Origin of the sequence: Streptomyces sp. NPDC091292, assembly GCF_044757265.1 — a bacterium.
Classification (GTDB): domain Bacteria; phylum Actinomycetota; class Actinomycetes; order Streptomycetales; family Streptomycetaceae; genus Streptomyces.
Map to the genome: position 1 here is coordinate 1684508 of NZ_JBIVUQ010000001.1, position 12819 is coordinate 1697326.

Below are 12819 nucleotides of genomic sequence, written 5' to 3' on the forward strand. Positions count from 1 at the left end.
GCCGCCCTTCGGCGGTGCTTGCGGCGCTGAGCCCCGGGAGGTCCGGAGAAGGGCTCAGTAGGCGCTGAAGACGTTGTCCATCGAGCCGTAGCGGTCGGCGGCGTAGTTGGCCGCGGCCGTGATGTTGGCGACCGGGTCGTAGATGTCCATCGACGTACCGGGGACGTGGTACGCGTTGAACGTCGGCGGGATGACCTGCAGCAGGCCCTGCGAGGGGATGCCGTTGCGGGCGTTGATGTCCCAGTTGTTGATGGCGCGCGGGTTGCCGCTCGACTCCCGCATGATGTTGCGGTACAGGCCGTCGTACGAGCCCGGGATGCCGTTCTGCTTCATGATGTCCAGCGACTCGCGGATCCAGCCGTCGAGGTTGTTCGGGTACGCCACCGTGCGGGTGGTCGCCGAGCGGCTGGCGGCGTCGTTCGTCTGCTGCCGGGACTGGTTCGCGTCGGCCTTCGCCTGCTCGGCCTTGGCGGCGACGTCGGCTTCCTTCTTGGCGGCCTCGTCGCGCTGCGTCTTCAGCTCGGCGGCGGCCTTGACCTTCTGGTCGGCGCCGGCCAGCTGGTCGGTGACGGCGGCGTGGACTTCCTTGACCTGCTGCGAGCTCTGCGGCATCGAGAACGCGACCGGAGCGGCGGAGACGTCCTGGGAGCCGGTGTCGGCCGAGGCAGGGACGATCGAGAACGCGAGAGCCGCGGCGCCCAGCGTCGCCACACCGGCGATCGAGAGCTTGTGGGTCTTGGTCAGCGTCGAGCGACTATGACCAGGAATGGTGCTGTTCTTGGACATGGCAGGGACCTCTTCGAATAGCGGAGGTCGCTCGCGGTCCGGTGGGGACAGATGTTTCCGACACAAACGCCGGGGGTAAGACCCCACAGCGCCGAGCGACGGTGGCCATTCTTAGCGGTCGCAAAATTCGCTGGCAATCATGTGACGTACGAAGCCGGATAGTGGATCAGGGGGCCGGGGTTAACCCGGAATTCAGGCTTCCGCCCCGCTGACAGGACCTTTATGTCACTACTAGGGACCCTCGTACGTGATCTGCGTCCTATGCTCGGCGTCACATCGGGCAGGTAACAGTCTCACCACTGGTTGCCCAAGCAATGCGGAACGTAAGAATTCGCCAGCTCGGCTATTGCCCGACTATGTCCGGAATTACGGAAATAGGAGGTGCAGATCTCCGAACTCATGCCACAGATACAGCCCCCTCAGGGCCTCGTCATAGCTCCGCGCCAGCGCCGCCCGCCCCGCGATGGCCCCCAGCATCAGCAGATGAGACGCCTCCGGCTCGTGCAGCCCGGTCAGCAGCCCGTCCACCACCCGCACCCCCCGCTCCGGCTCCACCACCAGATCCGTCCACCCCGCCGCACCCCGCACCTGCCCGTCCGCGCCCGCCGCCGACTCCACCGCCCGCACCGCCGTCGTCCCCACCGCGATCACCCGCCCGTCCCCCGCGCGAGCGGCGTTGATCAGCCGCGCCGACGGCTCCGGCACCTCGAAACGCTCCGGATACGGCGGCTCGTGCGCCTCCACCGACGCCACCCCCGTATGCAACGTCACCGGCGCGAACCGCACCCCCCTGATCACCAGATCCGTCACCATCCGCGCCGTGAAGGGCCGCGACGCGCTCGGCATCTCCGCACTGCCCGCACCGTCAGGGCCGTCCAGCGCGAACACCGACTGGTACACCGACAGCGGCTGATCCCGCTCCGTGTACGCGTACCGGATGGGCCGCCCGTACCCGCGCAGCAGCCCCGGCACGTCCCGCACCGACACCCGCGCCCACCACAGCCGAGCCCCGCCCCCCTGCCCCGCCGGACCTCCACCCCCTTGCCCCGCAGCACCCCCGCCCCGCGCCGCCAGCGGCTCCTCCAGGACCAGCCGCGCCCCGCCCGGCAGCCCCACCTCCGTCCCCGCGGGCCCGCCCGCACGCGCGCGCGTGGTGCCCCTCCCGTCCGGATCCCGCACCTCGACGGCCCACCTCCCGTCGTCCCCACGCGTCGAGAAATGCACCACCACGCGCGCGCGGCCGATCCGCCCGTCCACCGCCGCCGCCAGCGTCGGCGAAGTGTTCACGACCAGCAGGTCACCCGCCCGCAACAGCTTCGGCAACTCCGCGAAGACGTGATGCGCCACCTCCGTACCGTGCGACACCAGCAACCGCACCGCCCCCCGGTCCAGCCCCGGACCCCGCTGCTCCACCGGCACCCGCGCCGACAGCTCCTCCGGCACCCGGATCCGCAGCCCCGCACCCTCACCCACCGTCATCGCACGTCACCCGCGACATACGCCGCACCCGGCGCCGGGTCCTCCGGCGGCTGCAGCAGCGCGGGCGCCGCGTACCGGCCGCTCGCCGGACGCCGGTCGAGCAGCCGCAGGAACGCCGGCACCACCGCCTCCGGCAGCGGACGCCCCGCATCGTCGTCCACCGGCACAGCGGCCCGGTACAGATCCGTCCGCATGTCACCCGGATCCACCGCCCACACCCGCAGCCCCGGCTCCTCCACCCCCAGCACCGCCGACAGCTGATCCAGCGCCGCCTTCGACGCCCCGTACCCGCCCCACGTCTCGTACGGCTCCGCCGCCGCGTCCGAACTGACCGCGATCACCGTCCCCGCGCGCGAGGCACGCAACAACGGCAACGCCTCCTGCACCAGCCCGAGCGCCGCCACCACATTCGTCTCCAGCGCCGCCCGCAACCCCTCCAGCGGCAGCGCGTCCAGCCGCACCAGCGGCTCCGCGCCCAGCGCGCTCGCATTGCTCACCAGCAGATCGAGGCCGCCGAGACCCCGCGCCACGGCCACCAGCTCCGCCCGGTACGCCGCGTCCCCGACATCCCCCGCGACCGCCTCCACACGCGTGCCGTACGCCCGCAGCGCACCAGCCGTCTCCTGAAGCACCTCCGCCGTCCGCGCGCCCAGGACCAGATCCCAGCCGCTGTCCGCGAGCGCCGCGCCCAGCGCCCGCCCCAACCCCTTCGACGCCCCCGTGATGATCGCCACCGGCATGACAGTCCGTCCCCTCTCGCGTACCCGCCGACGCACCCGACCGGTCCGTCGGCGACTGCATCCCCACGGTAGGAACGAGCAGGTCCCGGCCGCCTCGGACGAGCGCCCCCACCTACGGGTCCCTTCGTCCTAGGCCCAGCGCCCTAGCCGGGCGCCGCCACTGGTCCGATACGCACTGTCACACCCCGCCGGTACGGTGAAACCATGAGTCACGCCCCACGCTCCGGCCTCTACGCGGTGAGTACCGCGCTGCTGGCCATGAGCAGACACCTGGAGGTCCGCGACGTCCTCAAGACGATCGTCGCCTCCGCCCGCGAACTGCTCGACGCGCAGTACGCGGCGCTGGGCGTGCCCGACGACCACGGCGGCTTCGCCCAGTTCGTCGTCGACGGCGTCAGCGACGCACAGTGGCGCGCGATCGGCCCCCTGCCCCGCCAGCACGGCATCCTCGCCGCCATGCTCCACGGCGAGAAGACCGAACGCCTCGCCGACGTCCGCAAGGACCCCCGCTTCGAAGGCTGGCCCTCCGCCCACCCCGACATGTCCGACTTCCTGGGCCTGCCCATCCGCGACGGCGACGAGACCATCGGCATCCTCTTCCTCGCCAACAAGAACTGCCCCAAACCCGACGGAAGCTGCGGCTTCACCGAGGACGACGAGGAACTCCTGTCGATCCTCGCCCAGCACGCCGCCATCGCCCTCACCAACGCCCGGCTCTACGAGCGCAGCCGCGAGCTGACCATCGCCGAGGAACGCTCCCGCCTCGCCCACGAACTGCACGACGCCGTCAGCCAGAAACTGTTCTCGCTGCGCCTCACCGCCCAGGCCGCCGCCGCCCTCGTCGACCGCGACCCCACACGCGCGAAGGGCGAACTGCACCAGGTCGCCGCCCTCGCCGCCGAAGCCGCCGACGAGCTGCGCGCCGCCGTCGTCGAACTGCGCCCCGCCGGACTCGACGAGGACGGCCTCGCCGCCACCCTGCGCACCCACGCGCACGTCCTCGACCGCGCCCACTCCGCCCGCATCACCTTCACCAGCGGCGCCCTGCGCGCCCTGCCCGCCGCGCAGGAGGAAGCCATGCTCCGCGTCGCCCAGGAAGCCCTGCACAACGCCCTGCGGCACTCCGGCGCCGACCGCGTCGACATCCGCCTGGAGCGGCACGGCCAGGGCGCCGTCCTGCGCGTCACCGACGACGGCACCGGCTTCGAACCCCGCGCCGTGCGCCGCGCGGGACGCCACCTCGGACTCGTCTCCATGCGGGACCGCGCCGGCGGCGTCGGCGGCACGCTCACCGTCACTTCGGCGCCCGGAAAGGGCACCACGATCGAGATGGAGGTCCCCGGTGGCTGACAAGAGGATTCGCGTGCTCCTGGTGGACGACCATCAGGTGGTCCGCCGCGGACTGCGCACCTTCCTGGAGGTCCAGGACGACATCGAGGTCGTGGGGGAGGCGTCGGACGGCATCGAAGGCGTCGACCAGGCCCAGGAACTCACACCGGACGTCGTCCTCATGGACATCAAGATGCCCGGCATGGACGGCGTCGAGGCCCTGCGCCGCCTCCGCGAACTCGACAACCCCGCACGCGTGCTCATCGTCACCAGCTTCACCGAGCAGCGCACCGTGGTCCCCGCCCTGCGCGCCGGAGCCGCCGGGTACGTGTACAAGGACGTCGACCCCGAAGCCCTCGCCGGAGCCATCCGCTCCGTACACGCCGGGCATGTCCTCCTCCAGTCGGAGGTGGCGGGCGCCCTGCTCTCCCAGGACGACACCCACACCGGGCACGGCAGAGGCAGCACCCTCACCGAGCGGGAGCGGCAGGTCCTCGCCCTCATCGCCGACGGACGCTCCAACCGCGAGATCGCCCGCGCCCTCGTCCTCTCCGAGAAGACCGTCAAGACCCACGTCTCGAACATCCTCATGAAACTCGACCTCGCCGACCGCACCCAGGCCGCCCTCTGGGCCGTACGACACGGCGTGACCGGCTGACCCACCGTGTGACCGGCGCATACGCGGGCGCGACCCGTCGCACCGCGCTCCGGCGCACACCACCCGGAGCAGAAGCGGATGGTTCCCCTCCGGGATGAGATTCATACCGTCGTGTGGATGTCCCCCGAATGGCGCATCCTCCCGGACCCCCGGCCGTTCTCCATGACATGCCGCGACGCACGGTCGCGGCAACCGCGAGGAGGACCCAGAAGTGAAGAACCTGAAGAAGGCCGCAGCCGTGACGATGGTGGCGGGCGGCCTCGTCGTCGCCGGCGCCGGCCTCGCCTCCGCCACGGACGGCGCGCACGCGGGCGGTCAGGCCGTGCACTCGCCGGGCGTCGGCTCGGGCAACCTGATCCAGGCCCCGATCCACATCCCGGTGAACGCGGTGGGCAACACCGTGAACGTCATCGGTGTGCTCAACCCGGCCTTCGGCAACCTCGGCCTCAACCACTGACGAAGCCCCTGGTCCGCCAGTGACCACCGGCCCCCCGGCACGACCAGGGGGCCGGTCGCGCTTTCCCGCACCGGGCGCCGGGCCGCCCATCGTCTCGTCGTCCTATTGCTCCGATCGGGCCGAACGGAGGGGCGCCCCGTGTCGTCCGCGGGGGGCGCACGGTTCTCAGCGTGCGACCCGCGGCCGGGTCGCACCGCACACCCAGGAGGAGCAGTTCCCATGAACATCGCCAAGAAGGCCGCCCTGGCCGTCGCCGTCGCCGGTATCGCCGCGGGCGCCTCCGCCGGAGCGGCTGTCGCCGACGCCGGCGCCGAGGGCGCGGCCATCGGTTCGCCGGGCGTCGCCTCGGGCAACACCATCCAGGTCCCGGTCCACGTCCCGGTGAACGTCGTCGGCAACAGCGTCAACGTCATCGGTCTCCTGAACCCGGCCTTCGGCAACACGGGCGCCAACGGCTGACCACGCCCCACCCCAGGAACGGCCCCGCGGACCCGATCCGCGGGGCCGTTCCGCACCCGCGGCACCCCGCACCCCACGCCCCCGCCACCGTCGTACCCCCGCGCCCCCCGTCACCGCACCTCGCGCTGCTCCACATACGCGTTGTACGCCGCCACCTGCGCCCGCCGAGCCGTCCGCTCCACCGGACGCAGCGCCCCCGACCGCGCCGCCATCTCCGACGCGCTCACCGCACCCCCGTGCCCGTGCTCGTACTCGTACGCCACCGACACCAGCAACCCCACCCGCTGCGCCAGCTCCAACACCCGTACCGCACGCGGCGGATACCCGGGAGCCAGCACCTCGCGGCCCCGCTCCGCCCGCGCCCGGTACGCGTCCACCGCTGCCTCCGCGACCGGACCGGAACCCGCCACATCCAGCCGGGACAGCACCTCCGTCGCCTCGCGCAGCGCCTCCGCCAACTCCCGCTCCGCCTCACTCAGCGACGGCACATCCGCCGGCGGCGCCTCACGGACCGGCAGACAGTGCCACACGACCTCCGTGTGCACATCACCCTCCGGCCCCACCTCGGCCACCTCCGGTACGAGACCGAGCGCGGCGCCCTGACAGACCACCGCCTCCTCCGCCTCCAGGGCGCGCGCGTTGAACTCGGGCGGCCCGCTGAGCCCCAGCGGGTGCCCCGGCACCGGCAGCGCCACCCGCAGCCCGGTCACCCCGAGCGACCGCAGCCGCCCGAGGGCAAGCGTCAGACCGACGGGCCCGGACTCACCGGGAAGCCCCTCGACCCGGTGCACCGCGTCCTCACCCACCATGGCGAGCACCGCGTCATCAGGTGAGACAAAACCGGCCAACAGGGCATTTCCCCAAGCCGCCAACCGTCCAGAGCGTGGTTCCGAGAGCATGGAACCCACCCTAAGGACCGACCGATGGAACAGTCCGCCCAACCGGTGGCGTAGGTTTTCCCTGGGGACTGCGTCCACCGACGCAAGAGAACCGCCCGGCCGACACTGCAAGGGGAGACAACGCGCTCATGAGCGATGTACTGGAGCTGGTGGACGTATCAGTGGTCCGCGAGGGCCGGGCTCTGGTCGACCAGGTCTCCTGGTCGGTCAAGGAAGGCGAGCGCTGGGTCATCCTCGGCCCCAACGGCGCCGGCAAGACCACCCTCCTCAACGTCGCCTCCAGCTACCTCTTCCCGAGCACCGGCACCGCCACCATCCTCGGCGAGCAACTCGGCCGCGTCGACGTCTTCGAACTCCGCCCCCGCATCGGCATCGCCGGCATCGCGATGGCCGAAAAGCTCCCCAAGCGGCAGACCGTCCTCCAGACCGTCCTCACCGCCGCCTACGGCATGACCGCCGGCTGGCACGAGGACTACGAGGACATCGACGAACAACGCGCCCGCGCCTTCCTCGACCGCCTCGGCATGAGCGACTACCTGGACCGCAAGTTCGGCACCCTCTCCGAAGGCGAACGCAAGCGCACCCTCATCGCCCGCGCCCTCATGACCGACCCCGAACTCCTCCTCCTCGACGAACCCGCCGCAGGACTCGACCTCGGCGGCAGAGAAGACCTGGTCCGACGCCTGGGACGCCTCGCCCGCGACCCCATCGCCCCCTCCATGATCATGGTCACCCACCACGTCGAAGAGATCGCCCCCGGCTTCACCCACGTCCTCATGATCCGCCAGGGCAAGGTCCTCGCCGCAGGCCCCCTCGAACTCGAACTCACCTCACGCAACCTCTCCCTCTGCTTCGGACTGCCCCTCCTCGTCGAACAGCGCGGCGACCGCTGGTCCGCCCAGGGCCTCCCGATGACCTGACCCGGACACCCCCGAACCCACCCCGCACCACCTCGAACCACCCCCGCGGCACTGACCTGATCGGAGCCCTGTCCGCGACCCGACTCCCGGACCTACCATGACCACGTGGACATCGAAGCGTGGGTGTGGTGGCTGATCGGAGCAGTCGGGCTCGGCATACCGCTGGTGGTGACCGCAATGCCCGAATTCGGCATGCTCGCCGTCGGCGCGGTCGCCGGAGCCGTCACCGCGGCACTCGGAGGCGACATCGTCCTCCAAGTCCTCATCTTCGTCGCCGTATCCGTCGCACTCATCGCGGTCGTACGCCCCATCGCGCGCCGACACCGCTCCCAACGCCCCGAACACGCCTCAGGCATCGACGCGTTGAAAGGCAGACAAGCCGTCGTACTCGAACGCGTCACCGGCTCCGACGGACGCATCAAACTCGCCGGCGAAATCTGGTCCGCCCGCGCACTCAACAGCGACCAGATCTACGAACCAGGACAACAGGTCGACGTCGTCGACATCGAAGGAGCCACCGCCATCGTGGTGTAACTCCCCACCGCCACAAGGCCCTTCGGACACCGGCCCACCGACCGCCAGGTCAACCGAACGCCATACGCACCACACGACCGTCTGACAGACTCGACCAGCAAGATCTTCAAGCAGAGAAGGGCACGGGGAGACACGATGGCACCGATCATCATCGTCCTGATCATTCTGGTGGTGCTGGTCTTCATCGCGCTGATCAAAACCATCCAGGTGATCCCACAGGCCAGCGCCGCCATCGTCGAACGCTTCGGCCGCTACACCCGCACCCTCAACGCGGGCCTCAACATCGTCGTCCCCTTCATCGACTCGATCCGCAACCGCATCGACCTGCGCGAACAAGTCGTGCCCTTCCCGCCCCAACCGGTGATCACCCAGGACAACCTCGTCGTCAACATCGACACCGTCATCTATTACCAGGTCACCGACGCCCGCGCCGCGACCTACGAAGTCGCCAGCTACATCCAGGCCATCGAACAGCTCACCGTCACCACCCTCCGCAACATCATCGGCGGCATGGACCTGGAACGCACCCTCACCTCACGCGAGGAAATCAACGCAGCACTCCGCGGCGTCCTCGACGAAGCCACCGGCAAATGGGGCATCCGCGTCAACCGCGTCGAACTCAAAGCCATCGAACCGCCCACCTCCATCCAGGACTCGATGGAGAAGCAGATGCGCGCCGACCGCGACAAGCGCGCCGCCATCCTCACCGCCGAAGGCATCCGCCAGTCCCAGATCCTCACCGCCGAAGGCGAGAAGCAGTCCGCCATCCTCCGCGCCGAAGGTGAAGCCAAAGCCGCCGCCCTCCGCGCCGAAGGCGAAGCCCAGGCCATCCGCACCGTCTTCGAATCCATCCACGCCGGAGACGCGGACCAGAAACTCCTCGCCTACCAGTACCTCCAGATGCTCCCGAAGATCGCCGAAGGCGACGCCAACAAACTCTGGATCGTCCCCAGCGAAATCGGCGACGCCCTCAAGGGACTCTCCGGCGCCATGGGCAACTTCGGCCCCCTGGGCGGCAATTCAGGCGGCCCCCAGCCCACCAAGACCGGCACCGAGCGCCGCGAATCACCCCCCCTCGACTGACCCGCACCACCGCACCACCGCCATACGACCGGACACACCGAGGCGCCCGCCTCCCAAGGAAGCGGGCGCCTCACCCACGTACCCACACCACACGACACAAGCAGCCCTACGCGGCCACCCGCCCCGCCGCCAACCACACCGGCAACGCCTCCCGGTCGTCCTGACCCAACGCCAACAGCATCGCGTCCGCCGGCGTCGGCTCGAACGGCGCCCGCAACAACGGCATCCCCGCCTGCTCCGGCGTACGGTCCGCCTTACGGTGATTGTCCTCCGCACACGACGCCACCGTGTTCAACCACGAGTCCGCACCACCCTGCGCCCGCGGCACCACATGGTCCACCGTCGTCGCCCGCCGCCCGCAGTACGCACACCGGTGCCGGTCCCTCACCAGCACACCCCGCCTCGACCACGGAGCCCGTCTTCGAAACGGCACCCGCACATACCGGCACAACCTGATCACCCGCGGCACCGGAAGATCCACCTCAGCCGCACGCACACGAAGCCCGGGGTGCGCCTGCTCCACGACAGCCTTGTCCTGCAGCACCAACACGACCGCACGGTTCAACGACACCGTCGACAACGGTTCAAAGCTCGCATTCAGCACCAGCGTCCCACGCATCTCGCCCACCTCCCGTACGCACCACCGGCCCACCCCTTGGCGGGCTGGAACAACTCTGGCCGGGCACGCCGAGATGGACAACGCAATATCGCGCTCACCGAGGACCCACCCCCAAGCCCCCACACAAAAAAATGCCCGCCCCTGATCACTTCCATGACCAGAGACGGGCAAACGTTCAGTGAACGTCAGTCTTCCACCGAAGCCGCATAGACCCCGACCAACTGCGCACGCGCCAGCGTATGGAACCGCAGATTGAAACCGACCACCGCGGGCGACGCCTCCGCATCCGGACCCAGCTTCTCCTGATCCACCGCGTACACCGTGAACACATACCGGTGCGCCGGATCCCCGGGAGGCGGCGCCGCCCCACCGAAATCCCTCGTCCCATAGTCGTTCCGCACCTGCACGGCACCCTCAGGAAGCCCCTCGAACTTCCCACTGCCCGCACCCGCCGGCAACTCCGTCACCGACACCGGAATGTCGAACACCGACCAGTGCCAGAACCCACTGCCCGTCGGCGCGTCCGGATCGAAACACGACACCGCGAAACTCTTCGTCTCCGCCGGGAACCCCTCCCACCGCAACTGCGGCGAAACGTTCCCACCCGCATGGACCTGAGCGTCCTTCAGTACCGCACCCGGCCCGACATCCTCACTCACCACCGAGAACGACGGCACCTGCGGATGGAAGTCATGGGGAAGCGGCGGCCTCTTGGGCTCGGTCACCTCAGCACCTCCTGGATCTGGATCTGGATCGTAAATACCCCGCGCCGAGCCTAGAACCAGTTCCGCCGGCTACCGACCTCCGACAGCCACTGGTTCAGATATCCCGCCCAGTCTGTGCCCTGGAAGTCCCGCAACCCCACCGTGAACGACCGGAACGAATCACTGCCCTCACTGAACAGCCCCGGCTTCTTGTCCATCTCCAGAACGACATCCATCTCACGGTCGTCCGCCACGAACGTCAACTCGACCTGGTTCAACCCCCGGTACTGCTGCGGCGAGAAGAACTCGATCTCCTGGTAGAACGGCAACCGCTGCCGCGTCCCCCGGATGTGCCCCCGCTCCATGTCCGCACTCTTGAACCGGAAACCCAGCTGCCCGAACGCGTCCAGGATCGCCTGCTGCGCCGGCAGCGGATGCACATTGATCGGATCCAGATCACCCGAGTCCAGAGCCCGCGCGATCTCCAGCTCCGTCGTCACCCCGATGTTCATCCCGTGCAGCCGCTGACCCGCGAAATTCGTGATCGGCGTCTCCCACGGAATCTCCAGCCCGAACTGCACCGCGTGCACCGCACCCGCCTGCAGCTCGAAAGCACCCCCCAACCGCTCCTTCGTGAACTCGACGTCCTGCTTCAGCTCCTGGTCATTGCCCTCGACCTCGACCCGCGCCTGCAACCCGACCGTCAGACCCTGGATCTCCTGGTTCACGGAACCGCCCTGGATCCGCACCTCACCCTGCACGACCCCACCCGGGACCACATTCTCCTCGGTGAGCACCGTCTCCACCGAAGCACCGCCGGCCCCCAGGCTCGCCAGCATCCGCTTGAACCCCATGACTCTCCTCCCCAGGCTGAACGCCTGTGGTCTGGTGTGAAGCCTCGATCCCTACCAACGCGATCCGGACCCAACCGGTTCCGCGCCCACACCCTCGCGCGCCGGACAGCCACCTGACCACCCCGGCGCGCGTACCAGGTGCACTACGCTCGTACAGCATGATCGCGGCCCCCGACCACCAGCCACTCGCCCGAGAGTTCTTCGACCGCCCCGTCCTCGACGTCGCCCAGGACCTCCTCGGCCGCACCCTGATACGCACCACCCCCGACGGCCCGATCACACTCCGCCTCACCGAGGTCGAGGCCTACGACGGCGCGACCGACCCCGGCTCCCACGCCTACCGCGGCCCCACCGCCCGCAACGCGGTCATGTTCGGCCCACCCGGACACGCGTACGTCTACTTCACCTACGGCATGTGGCACTGCCTCAACCTCGTCTGCGGACCCGAAGGCCGCGCCAGCGGAGTCCTCCTCCGCGCCGGCGAGATCACCGAAGGCGCCGAACTCGCCCGCAAACGTCGACTCTCGGCCCGAAACGACAAGGAACTGGCCAAAGGCCCCGCACGGCTCGCCACCGCCCTCGACGTCGACCGCGCCCTCGACGGCACCGACGTCTGCGCCGGCCCCGACTCCCCACTGACGGTGCTCCACGGCACCCCGGTACAGCCCGACCAGGTACGCAACGGCCCCCGCACCGGAGTCAGCGGCGAAGGGGGCGTCCACCCCTGGCGCTTCTGGATCGCCAACGACCCCACGGTGAGCCCTTATCGGGCCCATACACCCCGACGCCGCCGAACTTGACTCGTCCCGGACAGGTCCGTAAGGTAGCCCGAGCCGCTTGACCCGGGTACGGCGTTACGCCAGCAGCCGGAAGCGGCCAAACCACTACCTACGAACCACACCTCAGCGGGTGCTTATTTCGCATGCCGAAATTCGAATCCGCGACACTCAATTATGAGTTGCCGAGGGAATCGGTTAGCGTAGTGAATGTCGAAAGGCCGCAGGGCCGGAAGACAATGCAAGTCCCGCCGACCGGGAATCGGAGCCGAAAGGTTCTGATAGAGTCGGAAACACCGAAGGGAAGCCCGGAGGAAAGCCGCAGAGAGTGTTCTGGGGTGAGTACAAAGGAAGCGTCCGTTCCTTGAGAACTCAACAGCGTGCTAAAAGTCAACGCCAGATATGTTGATACCCCGTCTCCGGCCGGTCTGGTCGGGGCGAGGTTCCTTTGAAGAAAAAACACAGCGAGGACGTTGTGGACTGTCGGATTATTCCTCCGGTGGTCCCGCTCTCGTGCGTGTC

General features: G+C 69.3%; 15 protein-coding genes. 8 read left to right on the top strand and 7 right to left on the bottom strand.

The features are described 5' to 3' along the window. Positions 1–54: 54 nt before the first annotated feature. The 3 genes from ACIQNU_RS08115 to ACIQNU_RS08125 form a co-directional block, all read right to left on the bottom strand. Complete coding sequence (locus tag ACIQNU_RS08115) at positions 55–786, bottom strand: transglycosylase SLT domain-containing protein (protein WP_401362257.1); 732 nt, start codon at positions 784–786, stop codon at positions 55–57. A gap of 366 nt (positions 787–1152) precedes the next feature. Continuing rightward, on the bottom strand, positions 1153–2265 hold the full coding sequence (locus ACIQNU_RS08120) for an S-adenosylmethionine:tRNA ribosyltransferase-isomerase (protein ID WP_401362260.1): 1113 nt from the start codon (positions 2263–2265) through the stop codon (positions 1153–1155). Then, entirely contained in the window at positions 2262–3005 is a 744-nt protein-coding gene (locus ACIQNU_RS08125; protein ID WP_401362262.1) for an SDR family NAD(P)-dependent oxidoreductase, read from the bottom strand. Before ACIQNU_RS08125 ends, ACIQNU_RS08120 begins: the two co-directional genes overlap by 4 nt. Positions 3006–3209: 204 nt before the next feature. Between ACIQNU_RS08125 and ACIQNU_RS08130 the strand changes: the two genes are divergently transcribed. From ACIQNU_RS08130 to ACIQNU_RS08145, 4 genes are all read left to right on the top strand, one after another. Next, positions 3210–4355, top strand: a complete 1146-nt coding sequence (locus ACIQNU_RS08130) for a GAF domain-containing sensor histidine kinase (protein WP_401362265.1) — start codon at positions 3210–3212, stop codon at positions 4353–4355. Then, positions 4348–4992: a response regulator gene (locus ACIQNU_RS08135; protein ID WP_401362268.1), complete on the top strand. Its 645-nt coding sequence runs from the start codon at positions 4348–4350 to the stop codon at positions 4990–4992. Before ACIQNU_RS08130 ends, ACIQNU_RS08135 begins: the two co-directional genes overlap by 8 nt. A 211-nt stretch (positions 4993–5203) precedes the next feature. Then, positions 5204–5449 carry a chaplin ChpE gene (gene chpE, locus ACIQNU_RS08140; protein ID WP_401362271.1) on the top strand — a complete coding sequence of 82 codons (246 nt, stop codon included), beginning with the start codon at positions 5204–5206 and terminating at the stop codon, positions 5447–5449. A gap of 219 nt (positions 5450–5668) precedes the next feature. Then, a complete protein-coding gene (locus ACIQNU_RS08145; RefSeq protein WP_401362274.1) occupies positions 5669–5908 on the top strand; it encodes a chaplin family protein in 240 nt (79 codons plus the stop codon). Positions 5909–6018: 110 nt separating this feature from the next. Here ACIQNU_RS08145 and ACIQNU_RS08150 read toward each other — a convergent pair whose 3' ends face one another. Continuing rightward, positions 6019–6807 (bottom strand): hypothetical protein, encoded by a 789-nt coding sequence (locus tag ACIQNU_RS08150; RefSeq protein ID WP_401362277.1) that lies wholly within the window; start codon positions 6805–6807, stop codon positions 6019–6021. Between the two features lie 128 nt (positions 6808–6935). Between ACIQNU_RS08150 and ACIQNU_RS08155 the strand changes: the two genes are divergently transcribed. The 3 genes from ACIQNU_RS08155 to ACIQNU_RS08165 all read left to right on the top strand — a co-directional run bounded on the left by ACIQNU_RS08155 (position 6936) and on the right by ACIQNU_RS08165 (position 9344). Then, on the top strand, positions 6936–7727 hold the full coding sequence (locus tag ACIQNU_RS08155) for an ABC transporter ATP-binding protein (RefSeq protein ID WP_401362280.1): 792 nt from the start codon (positions 6936–6938) through the stop codon (positions 7725–7727). A 105-nt stretch (positions 7728–7832) separates the two neighbouring features. Then, complete coding sequence (locus ACIQNU_RS08160) at positions 7833–8261, top strand: NfeD family protein (RefSeq protein WP_401362282.1); 429 nt, start codon at positions 7833–7835, stop codon at positions 8259–8261. 135 nt (positions 8262–8396) lie between these two features. After that, positions 8397–9344 carry an SPFH domain-containing protein gene (locus ACIQNU_RS08165; protein WP_401362284.1) on the top strand — a complete coding sequence of 316 codons (948 nt, stop codon included), beginning with the start codon at positions 8397–8399 and terminating at the stop codon, positions 9342–9344. A 106-nt stretch (positions 9345–9450) separates the two neighbouring features. On the opposite strand, the gene ACIQNU_RS08170 is transcribed toward ACIQNU_RS08165, so the two are convergent. The 3 genes from ACIQNU_RS08170 to ACIQNU_RS08180 form a co-directional block, all read right to left on the bottom strand. Continuing rightward, positions 9451–9963: an HNH endonuclease gene (locus ACIQNU_RS08170; RefSeq protein WP_401362287.1), complete on the bottom strand. Its 513-nt coding sequence runs from the start codon at positions 9961–9963 to the stop codon at positions 9451–9453. Positions 9964–10148: 185 nt separating this feature from the next. Continuing rightward, positions 10149–10688, bottom strand: coding sequence for a YbhB/YbcL family Raf kinase inhibitor-like protein (locus tag ACIQNU_RS08175; protein WP_401362290.1), 540 nt, complete (start codon positions 10686–10688; stop codon positions 10149–10151). A gap of 50 nt (positions 10689–10738) precedes the next feature. Then, positions 10739–11521: a sporulation protein gene (locus ACIQNU_RS08180; protein ID WP_401362293.1), complete on the bottom strand. Its 783-nt coding sequence runs from the start codon at positions 11519–11521 to the stop codon at positions 10739–10741. Between the two features lie 158 nt (positions 11522–11679). Between ACIQNU_RS08180 and ACIQNU_RS08185 the strand changes: the two genes are divergently transcribed. Then, the gene (locus ACIQNU_RS08185; RefSeq protein WP_401362296.1) at positions 11680–12321 is read left to right on the top strand and encodes a DNA-3-methyladenine glycosylase; all 642 of its coding nucleotides are present in this window, start codon (positions 11680–11682) and stop codon (positions 12319–12321) included. Positions 12322–12819 lie beyond the last annotated feature (498 nt).